Origin of the sequence: Streptomyces sp. SLBN-118, from assembly GCF_006715635.1 — a bacterium.
GTDB lineage: Bacteria > Actinomycetota > Actinomycetes > Streptomycetales > Streptomycetaceae > Streptomyces.
In genome coordinates this window covers 2,969,574-2,988,296 of the sequence record NZ_VFNP01000002.1, presented here as the reverse complement: position 1 = coordinate 2,988,296, position 18,723 = coordinate 2,969,574, and the positions used below count along the sequence as shown (strand labels likewise).

Here is an 18,723-nt window from a genome sequence, read left to right as displayed (position 1 = left end):
GTCGCGCGGCGCAGAATGCCCATGCGCTATCTCCTGCCCGTCCTCATCCTGGTCGCCCTGCTCGCGATGCTGATGCTGCGCGGCTATGTGCACAGCGAGATCCTGGCCGACCACCGCGTACGCCCGCCCGCCCCGACCCACCAGGTTCCCGAGGAGATTCTCAATGGCGGACCGGTCATCGACGCGCGCGACAAGGCCGCGCCCAAAGCGCTGAGCATCCCCGACCGCAGGCTGGTGCTGACCTTCGACGACGGCCCGGACCCCGTCTGGACGCCGAAGGTCCTGGACCAGCTGAAGCAGTACGACGCCCACGCCGTCTTCTTCGTCACCGGCACCATGACCTCGCGCCACCCCGAGCTGGTGGAACGGATGGTCCGCGAGGGCCACGAGGTCGGACTGCACACCTTCAACCACCCCGACCTGTCCTACCAGTCGACCGCGCGCATCGACTGGGAGCTCTCGCAGAACCAGCTGGCGCTCGCGGGCGCGGCAGGCATCCACACCTCGCTCTTCCGCCCGCCGTACTCCTCCTTCTCCGACGCCCTGGACGACAAGTCCTGGCCGGTCACCCAGTACATCGGCAGCCGCGGCTACATCACCGCCTTCAACAACACCGACTCCGAGGACTGGAAGCGCCCCGGCGTCGACGCGATCATCAAGCAGGCCACTCCCAAGGGCACCAGCGGCTCGATCGTCCTGATGCACGATTCCGGCGGAAACCGCTCGCAGACCGTCGAGGCACTCGGCCGCTTCCTGCCGCAGATGAAGGCGCGCGGCTACCGCTTCACCAACCTCACCGAGGCGCTCGACGCGCCCAGCGCCCACACCAAGGTCACCGGCCCCGAGCTGTGGAAGGGCAAGGCCTTCGTCTCAGCGGTCGCCTTCTCCGAGAACACGACCGAAGTCCTGGTCGTCGGTCTCGCGGCGATCGGCGTGCTCGTCTTCGCGCGCTTCGGGCTGATGCTGGTGCTCTCCTTCGCGCACGCCCGCAAGGTGCGAAGGCGCGGCTTCAGCTGGGGCCCGGCGGTCACCCGCCCGGTGTCGGTGCTGGTCCCCGCGTACAACGAACGCGAGTGCATAGCCAACACGGTCCGCTCGCTGACGGCGAGCGACCACCCCATCGAGGTCGTCGTCATCGACGACGGCTCCACGGACGGCACCGCGGACATAGTCGAGGCGATGCTGCTTCCGGGCGTCCGGGTCCTGCGCCAGCCCAACTCCGGAAAGCCCGCGGCCCTCAACAACGGCATCAGGAACGCCCGCTACGACATCGTCGTGATGATGGACGGCGACACCGTCTTCGAGCCGTCAACCGTGCGCGAGCTCGTCCAGCCCTTCGGCGACATGCGCGTCGGCGCGGTCGCGGGCAATGCCAAGGTCGGCAACCGAGACAGCCTGATCGGTGCCTGGCAGCACATCGAATACGTCATGGGCTTCAACCTCGACCGCCGCATGTACGACCTGCTGGGCTGCATGCCGACCATCCCCGGTGCGGTCGGCGCCTTCCGCCGACAGGCCCTGGACCGCGTCGGTGGCATGAGCGAGGACACCCTCGCCGAGGACACCGACATCACCATGGCCATCCACCGCGACGGCTGGCGCGTCGTCTACGCCGAGCGGGCCCGCGCCTGGACCGAGGCCCCCGAGACCGTGCAGCAGCTGTGGTCGCAACGCTACCGCTGGTCGTACGGCACGATGCAGGCCATCTGGAAGCACAGGGGCGCCCTCGTGGAGCGCGGTCCCTCGGGCCGCTTCGGCCGTGTGGGCCTGCCGCTGGTCTCCCTCTTCATGGTGCTGGCCCCGCTGCTGGCCCCGCTGATCGACGTCTTCCTGCTGTACGGACTGGTCTTCGGCCCCACCCAGAAGACGATCGCCGCCTGGCTGGGTGTACTCGCCATCCAGCTCGTGTGTGCCGCGTACGCCTTCCGGCTGGACCGCGAGCGTATGCTCCATCTGATCTCGCTGCCGCTCCAGCAGCTGCTGTACCGGCAGTTGATGTACGTCGTGCTGCTGCAGTCCTGGATCACCGCCCTGACCGGCGGCCGGCTGCGCTGGCAGAAACTGCGGCGTACGGGAGCGGTGGAGGCGCCCGGCGTCATACCCAGCCCGCGGCGCAGCAGTGAGGACCGGAGGCCGGTCGCGTGAGCCACAGCTCCACCGCAGCCGCGGCGCCGGACCTCAAGCCGCCCGCTCCCGCCGCCCGGCCGGGCCGTGACCGCTATCTGGACCTGCTGCGCTCCGTCGCCCTCGTCCGTGTCGTCGTCTACCACATATTCGGCTGGGCCTGGCTGACGATCCTGTTCCCCTCCATGGGCGTGATGTTCGCGCTCGCCGGCTCGTTGATGGCGCGTTCGCTGTCGCGGCCCGCGCTCGCAGTGATCCGCGGCCGTGTCCGCAGGCTGCTCCCGCCGCTGTGGGCGTTCAGCGCCGTCATGCTCACCATGCTCTTCGTGGCCGGCTGGAAGCCGGTCAGGGAGGAGGGGCTGTGGTGGTTCGCCAGGCTGTTCTGCTACATCGTCCCGGTCGGCGCCCCCGAATTCCCCTGGAGCATCGGTGACAAGGCCGGTCTGCTGGAGGACACCTGGGCGGTCCAGGCGGTGGGTCCGCTCTGGTATCTGCGCGCCTACCTGTGGTTCGTCATCGCCTCGCCGCTGCTGCTCTGGGCCTTTCGCAGGCTGCCCTGGGTGACACTGCTCGCGCCGCTCGGCCTCACCGCGATCGTCGGCACCGGCCTGGTGACGATCCCCGGCGAGACCGGCAATGCCGTTTCGGACTTCGCGGTCTTCGGCTCCTGCTGGGTGCTCGGCTTCGCCCACCACGAGGGCCTGCTGAAGCAGCTTCCGCGCTTTGTCGTGATGTCTTGCTCCGCTGTGATGATGGCCTTCGGGCTGTGGTGGGCCTCCGGCCACCAGACCGTGGACGGCTGGGACCTGAACGACATCCCGCTGGCCCAGGCCACCTGGTCGCTGGGCTTCGTGGTGATCCTGCTGCAGTTCTCCCCGTCCTGGCAGGAGCTGCCCGGAAAGCTCGCCCGCTTCGACAGGTACGTCACGCTGTTCAACAACCGCGCGGTGACGATCTACCTCTGGCACAACACCCTGATCATGGCCACGATCCCCGTGCTGGACCTGTTGTGGGAGATCCCCTTCGTGGACGCTCACCTGGGCGGCGGGCTGGAGGCGACGTACACGATTCTGATGTTCCTCGTGGTCTGGCCGCTGATCGGGCTGATGATCGTCGCCGTGGGCTGGATCGAGGACCTGGCGGCCAAGCGGCGTCCGCGTATGTGGCCAGACGGCAGCAGGAAGGCGCGGCAGACGGAGAGCGGCTCACACCGGCGCTGAGGGCCGGGTGAGAGCAAGGTTTCGCCCCGGTGACCTGCCGCCACCGGGGCCGAAACGCGCCATCCATAACGTCCCCTTCACACCCCGAGGACCGTGGAGGCACGTGATGGCTGGCCGGTGGATCGAACAGTGGGACCCCGAGGACGAGACGTTCTGGGCGGCGAAGGGCGAGCGGATCGCCCGGCGCAATCTGGCCTTCTCGATTCTCTCCGAACACATCGGGTTCTCGATCTGGACCCTGTGGTCCGTCATGGTCCTGTTCATGGGACCGGAGTACGGAATCGACCCGGCCGGGAAGTTCTTCCTGGTGGCCATGGCCACGCTGGTGGGGGCCTTCGTCCGGATCCCGTATACCTTCGCCGTCGCCCGCTTCGGCGGCCGCAACTGGACCATCATCGCCGCGTCGATGCTGCTCCTGCCGACGCTCGCCGCCTTTGTGGTGATGAAGCCGGGGACCTCGTACACGACCTTCATGCTGGTCGCGATGCTCACGGGCGTGGGCGGCGGCAACTTCGCATCCTCCATGACCAACATCAACGCCTTCTTCCCGCTGCGGAAGAAGGGCTGGGCGCTCGGCCTCAACGCGGGTGGCGGCAACATCGGAGTGCCCGTCGTCCAGCTGGCCGCGCTCGCCGTCATCGGCGCGGCCGGCGGACCGCGCGTGCTGCTCGGGATCTACATCCCGCTCATCGCTCTCTCCGCGATCTGCGCCGCGGTCTTCATGGACAACCTCGCCCCGGTCAAGAACGACACCGGGGCCTCGAAGGAAGCCGTCAAGGACCCGCACACGTGGATCATGTCCTTCCTTTACATCGGCACCTTCGGATCCTTCATCGGCTACAGTTTCGCCTTCGGTCTGGTGCTACAGACCCAGTTCGGGCGTACCCCGCTGCAGGCCGCCTCGATCACCTTCATCGGCCCGCTCCTCGGCTCGCTGATCCGCCCCGTCGGCGGCTGGCTCGCCGACCGCTACGGCGGTGCACGGATCACCCTGTGGAACTTCCTCGCCATGGGCCTGGCCACCGGGGGCGTCGTCGCCGCCTCCGTGGAGAAGTCGCTGGCGCTGTTCACCACCGCGTTCATCGCACTCTTCGTGCTGACCGGGGTCGGCAACGGCTCCACGTACAAGATGATCCCGGGCATCTTCCAGGCGAAGGCGGTCGCGAAGGGCATGTCCGGCGAGGCGGCCGCCGCCTACGGGCGCAGGCTCTCCGGCGCGTCCATGGGGCTGATCGGTGCGGTGGGCGCACTCGGCGGGCTCGGCATCAACCTCGCATTCCGCCAGTCCTTCCTGACCGCGGGCACCGGCACCTCCGCCTTCGTCGCCTTCCTCGTCTTCTACGCGGCCTGCTTCACCGTGACCTGGGCGGTATACGTCCGCCGGCCGGCCGGCGCGCCGCAGCCCGTCGCGGAGGCGAAACCGCAGCTCAGCTACGCGGAGGTGTAACACCCGCGAAATCCCGGGGAACCGAGCCTGTCACGCACCGTTGGCAGGCTCGGTTGTCCCATCCGCACGTCTGGGGTACCACGTCTGGGGACGCACTATGCAAGACCATCAGCACGGGCCGCTCGCCGGCTTCACCGTCGGCGTCACCGCCGCACGGCGCGCCGACGAACTCGGTGCGCTCCTTCGCCGTCGCGGCGCCGGCGTCCTGCACGCCCCAGCCCTGCGCATCGTCCCGCTCGCCGACGACGCCGAACTCCTCGCAGCCACCCAGGAACTGATCGACCATGCACCCGATGTGGTCGTCGCCACGACCGCCATCGGATTCCGCGGCTGGGTGGAGGCCGCCGACGGCTGGGGACACGGCGAGAAGCTCCTGGAGCGGCTGCGCGGGGTCGAGCTGCTGGCCCGGGGCCCGAAGGTCAAGGGAGCGATCCGTGCCGCAGGGCTCACCGAGGAGTGGTCTCCGGCCTCCGAGTCCATGGCCGAGGTCCTCGACCGGCTGCTCGCCGAGGGTGTCGCGGGCCGCCGGATCGCGCTCCAGCTGCACGGCGAGCCGCTGCCCGGATTTGTCGAGTCGCTGCGGGCAGGGGGCGCCGAAGTCGTCGTCGTGCCCGTCTACCGGTGGATGGCGCCGGAGGACCTCGCGCCCATCGACCGGCTTCTGGACGCGACCGTCGCACGCTCCCTGGACGCCGTCACGTTCACCAGCGCCCCCGCCGCCCTCTCGCTGCTCTCGCGCGCCGAGGCGCGGGGAATGCTCCCCGAGCTGCTGCTCGCCCTGGACCACGATGTGCTGGCCGCCTGCGTGGGGCCGGTCACCGCGCTCCCGCTGCAGGCCAAGGGCATCTCCACGGTGCAGCCTGAACGCTTCCGGCTCGGCCCGCTGGTGCAGCTGATCGGCCAGGAGCTGCCCGCCCGGGCCCGTACGCTCCCGGTCGCGGGCCGCCGCGTCGAGATCCGCGGCCACGCCGTCCTCGTCGACGAGGAACTTCGGCCCGTGCCGCCCGCCGGGATGGCCCTGCTGCGTGCCCTGTCCCGCCGCCCCGGCTGGGTCGTCTCCCGCTCCGACCTGCTGGGTGTCCTGCCGGGCGCCGGGCGGGACGAGCACGCCGTAGAGACGGCCATGGCCCGGCTGCGTACGGCGCTCGGCGCGCCCAAGCTCATCCAGACCGTGGTCAAGCGGGGCTACCGGCTGGCCCTGGATCCGGCCGCCGACACCAAGTACGCGGACGCCTGAGGCGCGCCGCGGTGGACGGCATGTTCCGCATGGCCTCGACGTAGGTCTCGTTGCAACCTTCCGGGGTTCCGGTGCGTACAGATGTCGCCGACGTCCGCATCCGCGGCGCGGCTCGCACCGGAATGGAGAACAACCAGATGGTCTCAGGCATGGTGGGCAGAGGTACGGCCGTCGGCGCCGTCCTGCTGTCTTTGCTGGCAGTCCCCGTACAGGCCGCGTCCGCGCAGGCACCCTCCGCGGCGCCGTTAGCCGCTGCCACCGACACAGCTCCCGATCTCGCGGGTCTGCGGGCGGTGTTGCACGACGCGCTGGCCAAGGGCGCTCCCGGCGCGATGGCGAGGATCGACGACAACGGCACGGTGTACAAGGCGAACGAGGGGGTCGCGGACCGAGCCACCGGACGGGCCATCAGTACCGAGGACCGCTTCCGCATCGGAAGCGTCACCAAGAGCTTCTCCTCGGTGGTCCTGCTGCAACTCGTCGGCGAGGGAAGGCTCGACCTCGACACGCCGGTCAACACCTATCTGCCGGGTCTGCTGCCCGACAACCGGATCACGGTCCGTCATCTGCTGAGCCACCGCAGCGGTTTGTACGACTACACCAACGACATGTTCGACAAGACCGTGCCGGGCTTCGAGTCCGTACGCAACAAGGTCTTCACGCTCCAGGAGCTCGTGAACCTCTCGCTCGCCAAACCCCTGACGGTCCAGCCGGGCACCGTCTACGACTACTCCAACACCAACTTCGTCGTCGTCGGACTCCTCATCGAAAAGCTCACCGGCCACTCGCTGCGCGACGAGTACCGCCATCGCATCATCGAGCCGCTGAAGCTCCGCGACACCTTCTACGTGCACCCCGACACCGCGCTTCCGGGCCGCCACACCAAGGGCTATCTCCGGCCCGACGAGGCCGGAGCCCCCCTCGTCGACTCCACCCGGCAGACGGTCTCCTGGGCCCAGAGCGCGGGCGCGATGATCTCCAGCACCCGTGATCTGGACACCTTCTTCTCCTCGCTGCTGAAGGGCAGGCTGCTCCCGGCCCCACAGCTGACGCAGATGCTCCAGTGGGTGCCGGTCAACAGCACCCAGGGCTACGGCCTCGGTCTGCGACGCCGTGATCTGTCCTGCGGTGTCTCCGTGTACGGGCACACCGGCACCGTGCAGGGCTACTACACGTACTCCTTCACCTCCAAGGACGGCCGCCGCAGCATCACCGCGCTCGCCAACACCTCCAACAACGGCGATGTGCTCGGCACGATGGCCAGGACGCTGGACGCGGCCTTCTGCGGCAAGCCGGCCGCCGCGCCGAGCGCCCGCAGTTCATCGCCCGCCCCGCGCTACGAGGACATCGCACCGGACGTCGCGCGCGACTGATACGAGGGGGTGCGGCCGGACCTCTGGGGAGGAGGGGTTCCGGCCGCACGTTCGGGCGGGCACTCTGGAGGGGATACCCGGCAGTGACCCCTAGGCGGTGACAGGCGCATGACGGCAGGCGCGACGGGTGCAGCCTCCTACGAGTGGAGGTTCGACTCCGGGCGGATCTGCCTGGATCTGGTGGCGACCGCGGAATCTGCCTCCGACGGGCGTGAGGCGCTGGCCCAGGCCGGGCGGCTCGGCCGATGGCTGGTGGGCGCGGGCCTGGTGCCCGCGGAGACGGCACTCCCGGCCGTCGACATCCAATGGGTGGCGCGCTTCGTCGAACTGCGGGAATGCGTGGGCCAGTTGGTACGGGCCGAGATCGACGGCCGGCGCGCAGGGGTCGCGCTGGAACGCGTCAACGCCCTCGCGGCGGGGGCGCCTCCCGCCATCCGAGCGGTACGCGACGCGGAGGGCTCCTTGGTACGGGCGCTGGGCGCCGCACCCGAGTGCGGGGCGCTGATGGCCGCGATCGCCCGCGACGCCGTGGACCTCCTGACCGACCCGGTGGCCCGGGCCCGGCTGCGGCAGTGCGAGGGAGACAACTGCCGCCGCGTCTACCTGGACACCTCCCGCGGGCGGCGCCGCCGCTGGTGCTCCAGCGAGGTGTGCGGGAACCGCGAACGTGTCGCGAGGCACCGGCGCAGATCAGCGGCGGCACACCTCTAAAAGATCTTGAAACTTTTTCCGCGGACATTGAGTGATGCGTCTGTGGCCCCCGTAGAGAAGGGGGAGAAGCAGTCAGCCGAAAAAACAGGGTCTCGACCGGGAGGTTCAGGTGCGCAAGGATGCCGCCGTGGCCGATGACCGTCCGCAAAGGGCCCGCCATCGCAGCGAGAAGCCACGCAACGACTCCTCAGCACCTGACGAGGAGCTGATGCGCGCGCTGTATCGCGAACATGCGGGACCTTTGCTCGCCTATGTACTCCGTCTCGTCGCCGGCGATCGCCAGCGAGCCGAGGACGTGGTGCAGGAGACGCTCATCCGTGCCTGGAAGAACGCCGGTCAGCTCAACCGAGCGACCGGCTCTGTCCGACCCTGGCTGGTGACGGTCGCACGCCGCATCGTCATCGACGGTCACCGCAGCCGGCAGGCCCGGCCGCAGGAGGTCGATCCGTCGCCGCTGGAGGTCATGCCCGCGGAGGACGAGATCGACAAGGCGTTGTGGCTGATGACGCTCTCAGATGCACTCGATGATTTGACGCCCGCCCACAGGGAAGTGCTTGTCGAGACGTATTTCAAGGGGCGCACGGTCAATGAGGCGGCCGAGACGCTCGGCATACCCAGTGGGACGGTGCGGTCGCGGGTGTTCTACGCACTGCGTTCCATGAAGCTCGCTCTGGAGGAGAGGGGGGTCACGGCATGACCATGTACGAGCAAGAGTCCGTTCACGACGCCGTCGGCGCGTATGTGCTCGGCATTCTCGACGACGCGGACGCCTCCGCCTTCGAGATGCACCTGGCAGGGTGCGACATCTGCGCGGCCCACCTCGAAGAGTTCTCCGGGATGGAGCCGATGCTGGCGATGCTGGCCGAGGCCCCGGCGCCGCCGCAGCAGTCGAACGTGCTGAACATGCGCGGCAGGCAGTCCGAGCCCGGCTGGTCGGACTTCCCGCCACGGGCGGTCCCCGTGGTGCCCACCGCCCCCAGCCCGCAGCTGCTCGGCGGTCTGCTGGACGAGGTCGCCGCCAAGCGGGCGGCCAAGCGCAGGCGCGGGATGTATCTGGTCGCGGCCGCCGCGGCCCTGATCATCGGCGGGCCCGCCGTCGCGGTCGTGGTCACGGCCGACGACACGGGCACGAAACAGGCGGTCAGCGAACCGCACCCCACCAGTCCCGCCGAGGACGCCTTCTTCAACCACATGGAAGAGAAGGTCAAGGCCACCGACACGACGAGCGGGGTCAGCGCGACCGTCGGCCTGGAGAAGAAGGCCTGGGGCACCCACACCGTTCTTGAACTCAAGAACGTCAAGGGCCCGCTCAAGTGCAGTCTGATCGCCGTCTCCAAGACCGGCGAGGAGGAGGTCGTGACCTCCTGGGCCGTCCCGAAGTGGGGTTACGGCATCCCCGACAGCCCGGTCAAGACCGCCAAGAACCCGCTCTACGTCCACGGCGGAGCCGCGATGGACCGGAACGACATCGACCACTTCGAGGTCCGCACCTTCGACGGAAAGCGGCTCGTGGAGGTTGACGCCTGACAGATTCGCCCCCTTCGCGTACGGTTGACGGCTGCCCATGCACGTCAGAAGGGGGCCTCGGTGGCCGCGCAGGATGCCGCTGTTGATTCCATGGTCGAATCCGCCGTCGACTCGGTGCGAGACCGTGAGATCGCCGTCGAACAGGAACATCTGGACCGGGTGTACCGCCGCCTCGAGGAGAAGATCCACGAGGCGGAGTTCCTGATGCACGACGCCGCCAAGCGCGGCCAGGTCGGCACCCCGGGCGCGCTCGCGGAGCGGGACGCCCAGGTCTTCCGGGCCGGTGTTCACCTCAACCGGCTGAACAACGAGTTCGAGGACTTCCTCTTCGGCCGCATTGATCTGCTGCGCGGCAAGGACGGCAAGAAGGGTCCGGACGGGGCGTACACCTCGATCGAGCCCGCCGACGACGCCGTACGCGAGGACAACACCGCCGACATCGCGGAGACCCTGCACATCGGCCGTATCGGAGTACTCGACTCCGACTACGCGCCGCTGGTCATCGACTGGCGTGCCCCGGCCGCCGCCCCGTTCTACCGCTCGACACCGGTCGATCCGGGCCGGGTGGTACGCCGCAGGGTCATCCGCTCCAAGGGCCGCAGGGTCCTCGGCGTCGAGGACGACCTGATGCGCCCGGAGCTCAGCGCCACGCTGGGCGGGGCGAAGCTGCCGGTCATCGGGGACGGCGCGCTGATGGCCGCGCTGGGGCAGGCACGCAGCCACACCATGCGCGACATCGTCGCCTCCATCCAGGCGGAGCAGGACCTGGTGATCCGGGCCCCCGCCGCGTCCGTCACCTATGTGGAGGGCGGGCCGGGCACCGGGAAGACCGCGGTGGCCCTGCACCGGGCGGCGTATCTGCTCTACCAGGACCGCAGACGCTACGCGGGCGGCATCCTGATCGTCTCGCCCACCCCGCTGCTTGTCGCGTACACCGAGGGCGTGCTGCCCTCGCTGGGGGAGGAGGGGCAGGTTGCGATCCGGGCGGTCGGCAATCTGGTCGACGGCGCGGAGGCGACGGCGTACGACGATCCGGCCGTGGCCCGCGTCAAGGGCTCCTCGCGGATGCTGAAGGTGCTGCGCAAGGCCGCGCGAGGCGCGCTTGAGCTGCCGACGCCCACGCCCTCGGCACAGCTCGCGTTCGGTGAGGAGCCCGAGAGGGGGACGCGGGGGCCCGCGGAGACGCCCACGCGGCTGCGTGTGGTCGCGTTCGGGCGGCGGCTGGAGCTGGAGGCCGACGAGCTCCAGCGCATCCGCCTGGGCGTCCTGGGCGGCACCGCGCCCGTGAACCTGCTGCGCCCCCGCGCACGCAGGCTGCTGCTGGATGCCCTGTACGCCAAGTCAGGCAACGGGACGCGGGCTGCATCTTCTTCTCTCGGCGACCCCGAGCTCGCCGCCGAGCTGCGCTCCTCCTTCGACGAGGACGTCGCGTCCGAGGACGCCTTCATCGGCTTCCTGGACGCCTGGTGGCCCGAGCTCACCCCGCGCGGCGTGCTCACCGCGATGGCCGACGAGAGACGGCTGGCCCGCTGGGCACGCCGGATCCTCAACCAGGGAGAGGTGCGCCGCCTCGCCCGATCCCTCAAGCGCGAGACCCTGTCCGTACACGACGTGGCGCTGCTGGACGAGCTGCACACGCTGCTGGGCACCCCGGCCCGCCCCAAGCGCAGGCGCGAGCTCGACCCGCTGGACCAGCTCACCGGTCTGGAGGAGCTGATGCCGCAGCGCGAGGAGTCGCAGCGCGAACGCGCAGAGCGCCTGGCGCAGGAACGTACCGAGTACGCGCACGTCATCGTCGACGAGGCGCAGGACCTGACCCCGATGCAGTGGCGCATGGTCGGCCGCCGTGGCCGGCACGCCACCTGGACGGTTGTCGGCGACCCGGCGCAGTCCTCCTGGTCGTCCCCGGACGAGGCCGCCGAGGCCCGCGACGAGGCGCTGGGCACCCGCCCCCGCCGCCGCTTCCAGCTCACGGTCAACTACCGCAACCCGTCCGAGATCGCCGAGCTGGCGGCCAAGGTGCTGGCGCTGGCGATGCCGGGGATGCAGTCCCCGTCCGCGGTCCGCTCCACGGGCGTGCGGCCGCGCTTCTCGGTGGTACCGGACGGGGATCTGGCCAAGGCCGTACGGGCCGAGGCGCAGCGTCTGCTCGACCGGGTCGACGGCACGGTGGGCGTGGTGGTCGCGATGAACCGGCGCGAGCAGGCGGCGCGCTGGCTCGCCGGGCTCGGCCGACGGGTGGTCGCGCTCGGCTCCCTGGAGGCGAAGGGCCTCGAGTACGACGCGACCGTCGTCGTGTCCCCGGCGGAGATCGCCGACGAGTCCCCGGCCGGGCTGCGCGTGCTGTACGTGGCGCTGACCCGGGCGACCCAGCAGCTGACGGTGGTCTCCGGCCGGCGCGACGAGCCGGACGCGGAGGGTGTGCCGGACCTGCTGAGAGACTGAACCGGTGTCTCGTGAGCGCCTGACGGGGAGTCAACCTGCGATGCGGGAATCAGGTTCTGGGGTCGTTTGTTAGCCTGGGTGCTGGCACCGGCTCGATCCAAGCCCCCGGGCCCAACCTTCGTCGCTTCGAGCGACCACTTGCCGCGAGGCGAGCATGGCGGGTCGGTGCCACCTCTTCGCAGGGAACAAGGTCCGCGTCACCACTGGGTGACGCGGACCTGTTTCTTTTGCGGCTCCGGTGCCACCCCCGGCTTCTGCCCAGGAGGTCGAATCTCGTGTGGTGAAATCCAGTTTCCGAAAACTCAAAGACCACTATTACCTGCTACCCGCAGGTAGGTGCGACCATCGGAATGCGTCGCCGGGCAATCGCCGCGGCCGCACGGCAATGAAGCTAGGGAAAGCAGAGGAACCCGGTCATGGCAACGGCGCCCAGCGTCTCGTACTCGATGACGGTCCGGCTGGAGGTGCCCGCGAGCGGAACCGCGGTCTCCCAGCTCACCACGGCCGTGGAGTCCTCCGGCGGCTCCGTGACCGGCCTGGACGTGACCGCCTCCGGCCACGAGAAACTGCGGATCGACGTCACGATCGCGGCGACCTCGACCGCGCACGCCGACGAGATCGTCGAAGCGCTGCGCACCATCGAGGGCGTCGTGCTCGGCAAGGTCTCCGACCGTACGTTCCTGATGCACCTCGGCGGCAAGATCGAGATGCAGTCCAAGCACCCCATCCGCAACCGTGACGATCTCTCGATGATCTACACGCCGGGTGTGGCGCGGGTCTGCATGGCGATCGCCGAGAATCCCGAGGACGCCCGCCGCCTCACCATCAAGCGCAACTCCGTCGCCGTGGTCACGGACGGCTCCGCGGTCCTCGGCCTCGGCAACATCGGCCCCAAGGCCGCCCTCCCGGTCATGGAGGGCAAGGCAGCCCTGTTCAAGCGCTTCGCCGGCATCGACGCCTGGCCGCTGTGCCTGGACACCCAGGACACCGACGAAATCGTCGCGATCGTCAAGGCGATCGCCCCCGGCTTCGCGGGCATCAACCTCGAGGACATCTCGGCGCCCCGCTGCTTCGAGATCGAGGCACGGCTGCGCGAGGCCCTGGACATCCCGGTCTTCCACGACGACCAGCACGGCACCGCGATCGTCGTCCTCGCCGCACTGACCAACGCGCTGCGCGTGGTCGGCAAGACCGTGGGAGACGTGCGGGTCGTCATGTCCGGCGCGGGCGCGGCCGGGACCGCCATCCTGAAACTGCTGATCGCGGCGGGTGTCAAGCACGCCGTCGTCGCCGACATCCAGGGCGTGGTGCACGCGGGCCGCGAGGACCTGGTGGACGCGGCCCCCGATTCGCCGCTGCGATGGATCGCCGACAACACCAACCCCGAGGGCGCCACCGGCACCCTCAGGGAAGCGGTCGCGGGCGCTGACGTCTTCATCGGCGTCTCCGCCCCGAACGTGCTGGGAGGAGCGGATGTCGCGGCGATGGCCGACGGCGCGATCGTGTTCGCGCTCGCGAACCCGGACCCCGAGGTCGAGCCGGCAATCGCACGGCAGACGGCGGCAGTTGTCGCCACCGGCCGCTCCGACTTCCCCAACCAGATCAACAACGTGCTGGTCTTCCCGGGTGTCTTCCGTGGCCTGCTCGACGCCCAGTCGCGTACGGTCAACACGGAGATGATGCTCGCGGCGGCTGCCGCCCTCGCGGAGACGGTCACCGAGGACGAGCTCAACCCGAACTACATCATTCCGTCGGTCTTCAACGAGAAGGTCGCCGGAGCGGTTGCGGGCGCCGTCCGCAACGCCGCCAGGGCGGTCGGCGCCTCTGTGACAGGCCCCACGTCGGGCTGACACACGGCGCGTCGCGAGTCGCGGGGCCGTGATTGCCGCTCTAGGGTGGCGGACCATGAGCCCCGAGGCTCCGCGGAGTCTCCACAACGAGTCTCCACCAAGTCGACGGAACGTCACCACGACGAGGCAGTGGCGCCTTTCGTGTGACTCCGGAGGGTGCCGGATTGGCTTTCCCGCCGCTGGTGGGGGCAGGATGCGTAATCGGGCGCGAGGGTCTGACAGCAGACCCGGGTCCGGGGACTGTCCGAGGGCCCTGGCAGCATCGGCTTCGATCTCACGCCTCACAGGCAAGAAGAACACGGGAGTAACAACATGAACCGCAGTGAGCTGGTGGCCGCGCTGGCCGACCGCGCCGAGGTGACCCGCAAGGACGCCGACGCCGTGCTGGCCGCTCTCGCCGAGACCGTCGGCGAGGTCGTCGCCAAGGGCGACGAGAAGGTCACCATCCCCGGCTTCCTGACCTTCGAGCGCACCCACCGTGCCGCTCGGACCGCTCGTAACCCGCAGACCGGCGACCCGATCCAGATCCCGGCCGGTTACAGCGTGAAGGTCTCCGCGGGCTCCAAGCTCAAGGAAGCCGCCAAGGGCAAGTAATCCCTAGGCAACAGCAAAGGCGGCCACCCCGGCTGGGGGTGGCCGCCCTTTTGCTGTGCAGGGGCCCGGTCGACGGGCTGCGCAGCCGGCCCGTCCGGTCAGACGAGTTTGCCGCCCGGGAGGTCGACCTTCGCGCCGAGCTTCTCGAGCTTCTCCATGAAGTTCTCGTAGCCACGGTTGATCAGGTCGATCCCGTGCACCCGCGACGTCCCCTGCGCCGCCAGCGCCGCGATCAGGTACGAGAAGCCGCCGCGCAGGTCAGGGATGACCAGGTCCGCGCCCTGGAGCTTCGTCGGGCCCGACACGACCGCCGAGTGCAGGAAGTTGCGCTGGCCGAAGCGGCAGTCGGAGCCGCCCAGGCACTCGCGGTACAGCTGGATGTGTGCACCCATCTGGTTGAGCGCGGAGGTGAAGCCGAGCCTCGACTCGTAGACGGTCTCGTGGATGATGGACAGGCCCGCCGCCTGCGTCAGGGCCACCACCAGCGGCTGCTGCCAGTCGGTCTGGAAACCGGGGTGCACGTCAGTCTCCAGGGCGATCGCCTTCAGCGCGCCGCCCGGGTGCCAGAAGCGGATGCCCTCGTCGTCGATCTCGAACGCGCCACCCACCTTCCGGTAGGTGTTCAGGAACGTCATCATCGAGCGCTGCTGCGCGCCGCGTACATAGATGTTGCCCTCGGTCGCCAGCGCCGCCGACGCCCAGGAAGCCGCCTCCAGGCGGTCCGGGATGGCCCGGTGGGTGTAGCCGCCGAGCTTGTCGACACCGGTGATCCGGATCGTCCGGTCGGTGTCCATCGAGATGATCGCACCCATCTTCTGCAGTACGCAGATGAGGTCCTCGATCTCCGGCTCGACGGCCGCGTTCGACAGCTCGGTGACGCCCTCCGCCAGCACGGCCGTCAGCAGCACCTGCTCGGTCGAGCCGACCGAGGGGTAGGGCAGACGGATCTTGGTGCCGCGCAGCCTCTGCGGGGCCTCCAGGTACTGGCCGTCCGCCCGCTTTTCGATCGTCGCGCCGAACTGGCGCAGCACCTCGAAGTGGAAGTCGATGGGCCGGCCGCCGATGTCGCAGCCGCCGAGGCCCGGAATGAACGCATGCCCCAGCCGGTGCAGCAGAGGACCGCAGAAGAGGATCGGGATACGCGAGGAGCCCGCGTGGGCATCGATGTCGGCTACGTTCGCGCTCTCGACGTGCGAGGGGTCGAGCACCAGCTCACCCGGCTCGTCGCCGGGCCGCACCGTCACACCGTGCAGCTGCAGCAGTCCGCGTACGACGCGCACGTCGCGGATGTCTGGCACATTGCGCAGCCGGCTCGGCTCGCTGCCGAGCAGGGCGGCGACCATCGCCTTGGGCACGAGGTTCTTCGCGCCGCGGACGCGGATCTCGCCCTCCAGCGGGGTTCCGCCGTGGACAAGCAGTACATCGTCTGTGCCGGTCATGAATCTCGCGTTCCGGAGTGGACGGACAGGGACCAAGTGAAAAGGGTAAGGGTCGTCCACCCCCATCCCGTAAGGCCAAGGACGCTTCGTGAGCGTAATGAATTGGGCACAACACGTTCGGTTTACGACAGCTCGCACAGCGTCACTGCCTTGCCTCCGGGCGACCGGGGCCCGGGTCGCGCTCTGAGCTGCGCGGGCTCACACTGTGCCGCCCGCTCCCCGCGGAGGGCGAAGATGCGGGATCATGTCTCGCATGACCGAGGTGTCCTCGCTCACAGGGCGGCTGCTCGTCGCCACTCCCGCCCTCGCCGATCCCAACTTCGACAGGGCGGTGGTCCTGCTGCTCGATCACGACGACGAGGGCTCCCTCGGTGTTGTTCTCAACCGGCCCACCCCGGTCGTGGTCGGCGACATCCTGGAGGGATGGGCCGAGCTGGCCGGTGAGCCGGGGGTGGTTTTCCAGGGCGGCCCGGTCTCCCTCGACTCGGCGCTGGGCGTCGCCGTGATCCCGGGTGACGAGGGCCCGCTCGGCTGGCGGCGGGTGTACGGCGCGATCGGACTGGTCGATCTCGAGGCGCCGCCGGAGCTGCTCGGCGGGGCGCTCGGGTCTCTGCGGATCTTCGCGGGCTACGCCGGATGGGGGCCCGGCCAGCTGGAGGAAGAACTGAGCGACGGCGCCTGGTACGTCGTCGAGTCGGAGCCGGGTGACGTGTCCTCGCCCCGGCCGGAGGGCCTGTGGCGGGCGGTGCTGCGCAGGCAGCGCAGTGAGCTCGCGATGTTCGCCACCTATCCGGACGACCCGTCGCTGAACTGAGCGCTGCGGCGTTCAGTACCCTTGGCAGCTATGAGCACTCTTGAGCCCGAGCGCGGGACAGGCGCGGGGACCCTCGTAGAGCCGACGCCGCAGGTGTCGCACGGCGACGGCGACCACGAGCGCTTCGCCCATTACGTCCAGAAGGACAAGATCATGGCGAGTGCCCTCGAGGGCACTCCCGTGGTGGCACTGTGCGGAAAGGTCTGGGTGCCGGGGCGCGACCCCAAGAAGTACCCGGTCTGCCCGATGTGCAAGGAGATCTACGAGTCCATGGGTCCTGGTGGCGACAAGGACAAGGGCGGCAAGGACAAGAAGTAGCCGGACCGGTCCAACAGGTCCGGTCTGACGGCCGACAGGTCTGACTGCGGCAGTCCTGCCGCAGGGGACGGCCCCCGGGACGCGCGTTGACGCGCGTCCCGGGGGCCGTTCGCGTTTCTCCCCCCCCCGTTGCGCGGGGTGCGTCCGCCGGTCACAGAGTGGTTGAGACCTCTTGCCCGGTTGTCGGCCGCGGCTCTAGCCTCCTGCGTGTTGTGCAGAACGAAACGCTCGTTGCATATGTTGCAACGACTATTCGGAGGGGACCACGCATGAAGCTGATCGCCCGAATCGCCGCCCCGGCCGCGGCACTTGTGCTGGCGGGTCTCACCGGCACCGCCTGCGCACCTCAGACCTCCGACAACAGCGCCCAGAAGGACGACAAGAGCGGCACCCTGCGCGTCTGGCTCTTCCAAGAGGTCAACAACAAGCCCAAGGAGAAGGTCGTCGCCGACGCCGTCGCCGCGTTCCGCACGGCGCACAAGGAGGCGAAGGCCGAGATCGAGTACATACCCGTCGAGACGCGGACCCAGCGCATCAAGGCCGCGTTCAACGACCCGAAGAGCGCGCCGGATCTGATCGAGTACGGCAACACGGACACGGCGGGATACGTGAAGGACGGCGGACTGGCCGATGTCGGCGCGGAGTTCGCAGCGTGGCCCGAGGCGAAGGACACCGACCCGACGGCGCGGACCTCGGTCACGGTCGGCGGCAGGATCTACGGTGCGCCCCTGTTCGTCGGCGTACGGGCGCTGTACTACCGCACCGACGTCTTCAAGGAGTTGGGGATCGCGGCCCCAAGGACCCAGGACGAGCTGATCGCCACCGCCAAGAAGATCCACAAGGCGAAGCCGGAGCTGTACGGCCTCGCAGTCGGCGGCGCGTACACGTACGGGGCGATGCCGTTCATCTGGGCGCAGGGCGGCGAACTCGCCGAGGAGAGCAGCGGGGCGTACAAGGCCGCGATCAACAGTCCGGCGGCACGGAAGGGGATCACCGCCTACACCTCGCTCTTCGGCGACGACAACTGCCCGGCCGCGAAGTGCGCCTCGATGGGGGGCAACGCGACGGTGACGGCGTTCGCCTCCGGCAAGGCGGCGATGGCGATCGGCGGCGACTTCAGCCACCAGGCGGTGGAGGCGGGCGCGGTCAAGGGCTCATACGCGGTCGTGCCGCTGCCGGGCAGGCAGCCGGGCTCGATCGCACCGGCGTTCGCGGGCGGCAACAACATCGGCGTACTGAGGAGCAGTTCGCACCGCACGCTGGCCGTGGACATGATGAAGCAGCTCGCGGGCAAGGAAACGCAGCGCAAGCTGTTCGAGGCCATGGGCTTCCTGCCGACGTACACGGACGTGCGCGGGGAGGTGGCGACGAAGGAGCCCTTCGTCGAGCCGTTCGTACGGACGCTGGGTGCGGGCACGAAGTTCGTGCCGGCGTCGCCGGGCTGGGGCCGGATCGACGCGTCGCTGGTGCTGCCGACGATGTTCCAGGAGATCGTGAGCGGCAAGAAGGACGTGGCGCGTGCGTCGGACGACGCGGCACAGAAGATGGACGCGGCGTTCGCTGCCGCGGGCTGACGCGATGACGAACGACACCAATGCCGGCGGAAGCCCCAGGGCGCGGTCAC

Annotated in this window: 15 protein-coding genes; 14 read left to right on the top strand and 1 reads right to left on the bottom strand. The window is 69.4% G+C overall.

What is annotated here, in order from left to right; all coding sequences use genetic code 11:
- Positions 1-21 precede the first annotated feature (21 nt).
- The 11 genes from FBY35_RS32045 (at position 22) to FBY35_RS31995 (ending at position 14,528) form a co-directional block, all read left to right on the top strand.
- Complete coding sequence (locus tag FBY35_RS32045; RefSeq protein ID WP_142218280.1) at positions 22-2,145, top strand: bifunctional polysaccharide deacetylase/glycosyltransferase family 2 protein; 2,124 nt, start codon at positions 22-24, stop codon at positions 2,143-2,145.
- Complete coding sequence (locus tag FBY35_RS32040; protein WP_142217421.1) at positions 2,142-3,344, top strand: acyltransferase; 1,203 nt, start codon at positions 2,142-2,144, stop codon at positions 3,342-3,344. The genes FBY35_RS32045 and FBY35_RS32040 overlap by 4 nt, the downstream gene beginning before the upstream one ends.
- Before the next feature lie 106 nt (positions 3,345-3,450).
- Positions 3,451-4,791, top strand: coding sequence for a NarK/NasA family nitrate transporter (locus tag FBY35_RS32035; RefSeq protein WP_142217420.1), 1,341 nt, complete (start codon positions 3,451-3,453; stop codon positions 4,789-4,791).
- A gap of 97 nt (positions 4,792-4,888) precedes the next feature.
- Positions 4,889-6,028: a uroporphyrinogen-III synthase gene (locus tag FBY35_RS32030; RefSeq protein ID WP_142217419.1), complete on the top strand. Its 1,140-nt coding sequence runs from the start codon at positions 4,889-4,891 to the stop codon at positions 6,026-6,028.
- Between the two features lie 137 nt (positions 6,029-6,165).
- Positions 6,166-7,401: a serine hydrolase gene (locus tag FBY35_RS32025; protein WP_142218279.1), complete on the top strand. Its 1,236-nt coding sequence runs from the start codon at positions 6,166-6,168 to the stop codon at positions 7,399-7,401.
- 108 nt (positions 7,402-7,509) lie between these two features.
- Positions 7,510-8,112: an ABATE domain-containing protein gene (locus tag FBY35_RS32020; RefSeq protein WP_142217418.1), complete on the top strand. Its 603-nt coding sequence runs from the start codon at positions 7,510-7,512 to the stop codon at positions 8,110-8,112.
- Between the two features lie 109 nt (positions 8,113-8,221).
- On the top strand, positions 8,222-8,809 hold the full coding sequence (locus FBY35_RS32015) for a sigma-70 family RNA polymerase sigma factor (RefSeq protein ID WP_142217417.1): 588 nt from the start codon (positions 8,222-8,224) through the stop codon (positions 8,807-8,809).
- Positions 8,806-9,639 (top strand): anti-sigma factor, encoded by an 834-nt coding sequence (locus FBY35_RS32010; RefSeq protein ID WP_142217416.1) that lies wholly within the window; start codon positions 8,806-8,808, stop codon positions 9,637-9,639. Before FBY35_RS32015 ends, FBY35_RS32010 begins: the two co-directional genes overlap by 4 nt.
- 90 nt (positions 9,640-9,729) lie before the next feature.
- On the top strand, positions 9,730-12,084 hold the full coding sequence (locus FBY35_RS32005; RefSeq protein ID WP_142218278.1) for a UvrD-helicase domain-containing protein: 2,355 nt from the start codon (positions 9,730-9,732) through the stop codon (positions 12,082-12,084).
- 416 nt (positions 12,085-12,500) lie between these two features.
- Positions 12,501-13,934, top strand: a complete 1,434-nt coding sequence (locus FBY35_RS32000) for an NAD-dependent malic enzyme (RefSeq protein WP_142217415.1) — start codon at positions 12,501-12,503, stop codon at positions 13,932-13,934.
- A gap of 312 nt (positions 13,935-14,246) precedes the next feature.
- Positions 14,247-14,528, top strand: coding sequence for an HU family DNA-binding protein (locus tag FBY35_RS31995; protein ID WP_004571953.1), 282 nt, complete (start codon positions 14,247-14,249; stop codon positions 14,526-14,528).
- A gap of 98 nt (positions 14,529-14,626) precedes the next feature.
- Here the strand turns inward: FBY35_RS31995 and murA are convergent, their stop codons facing one another.
- On the bottom strand, positions 14,627-15,967 hold the full coding sequence (gene murA, locus FBY35_RS31990) for a UDP-N-acetylglucosamine 1-carboxyvinyltransferase (RefSeq protein ID WP_142217414.1): 1,341 nt from the start codon (positions 15,965-15,967) through the stop codon (positions 14,627-14,629).
- 253 nt (positions 15,968-16,220) lie between these two features.
- Here murA and FBY35_RS31985 point away from each other — a divergent pair, with 253 nt between their 5' ends.
- The 3 genes from FBY35_RS31985 (at position 16,221) to FBY35_RS31975 (ending at position 18,673) form a co-directional block, all read left to right on the top strand.
- Positions 16,221-16,781, top strand: coding sequence for a YqgE/AlgH family protein (locus tag FBY35_RS31985; RefSeq protein WP_142217413.1), 561 nt, complete (start codon positions 16,221-16,223; stop codon positions 16,779-16,781).
- Between the two features lie 30 nt (positions 16,782-16,811).
- The gene (locus FBY35_RS31980) at positions 16,812-17,099 is read left to right on the top strand and encodes a DUF3039 domain-containing protein (protein ID WP_142217412.1); all 288 of its coding nucleotides are present in this window, start codon (positions 16,812-16,814) and stop codon (positions 17,097-17,099) included.
- Positions 17,100-17,368: 269 nt separating this feature from the next.
- On the top strand, positions 17,369-18,673 hold the full coding sequence (locus tag FBY35_RS31975) for an extracellular solute-binding protein (protein ID WP_142217411.1): 1,305 nt from the start codon (positions 17,369-17,371) through the stop codon (positions 18,671-18,673).
- Positions 18,674-18,723: the final 50 nt, after the last annotated feature.

Coding starts and splice junctions, on each gene's coding strand:
- FBY35_RS32045 (WP_142218280.1), top strand. CDS start 22: ATGCGCTATCTCCTGCCCGTCCTCATCCTGGTCGCCCTGCTCGCGATG.
- FBY35_RS32035 (WP_142217420.1), top strand. CDS start 3,451: ATGGCTGGCCGGTGGATCGAACAGTGGGACCCCGAGGACGAGACGTTC.
- FBY35_RS32030 (WP_142217419.1), top strand. CDS start 4,889: ATGCAAGACCATCAGCACGGGCCGCTCGCCGGCTTCACCGTCGGCGTC.
- FBY35_RS32025 (WP_142218279.1), top strand. CDS start 6,166: ATGGTCTCAGGCATGGTGGGCAGAGGTACGGCCGTCGGCGCCGTCCTG.
- FBY35_RS32020 (WP_142217418.1), top strand. CDS start 7,510: ATGACGGCAGGCGCGACGGGTGCAGCCTCCTACGAGTGGAGGTTCGAC.
- FBY35_RS32010 (WP_142217416.1), top strand. CDS start 8,806: ATGACCATGTACGAGCAAGAGTCCGTTCACGACGCCGTCGGCGCGTAT.
- FBY35_RS32005 (WP_142218278.1), top strand. CDS start 9,730: ATGGTCGAATCCGCCGTCGACTCGGTGCGAGACCGTGAGATCGCCGTC.
- FBY35_RS32000 (WP_142217415.1), top strand. CDS start 12,501: ATGGCAACGGCGCCCAGCGTCTCGTACTCGATGACGGTCCGGCTGGAG.
- FBY35_RS31995 (WP_004571953.1), top strand. CDS start 14,247: ATGAACCGCAGTGAGCTGGTGGCCGCGCTGGCCGACCGCGCCGAGGTG.
- murA (WP_142217414.1), bottom strand. CDS start 15,967: ATGACCGGCACAGACGATGTACTGCTTGTCCACGGCGGAACCCCGCTG.
- FBY35_RS31985 (WP_142217413.1), top strand. CDS start 16,221: ATGACCGAGGTGTCCTCGCTCACAGGGCGGCTGCTCGTCGCCACTCCC.
- FBY35_RS31980 (WP_142217412.1), top strand. CDS start 16,812: ATGAGCACTCTTGAGCCCGAGCGCGGGACAGGCGCGGGGACCCTCGTA.
- FBY35_RS31975 (WP_142217411.1), top strand. CDS start 17,369: ATGAAGCTGATCGCCCGAATCGCCGCCCCGGCCGCGGCACTTGTGCTG.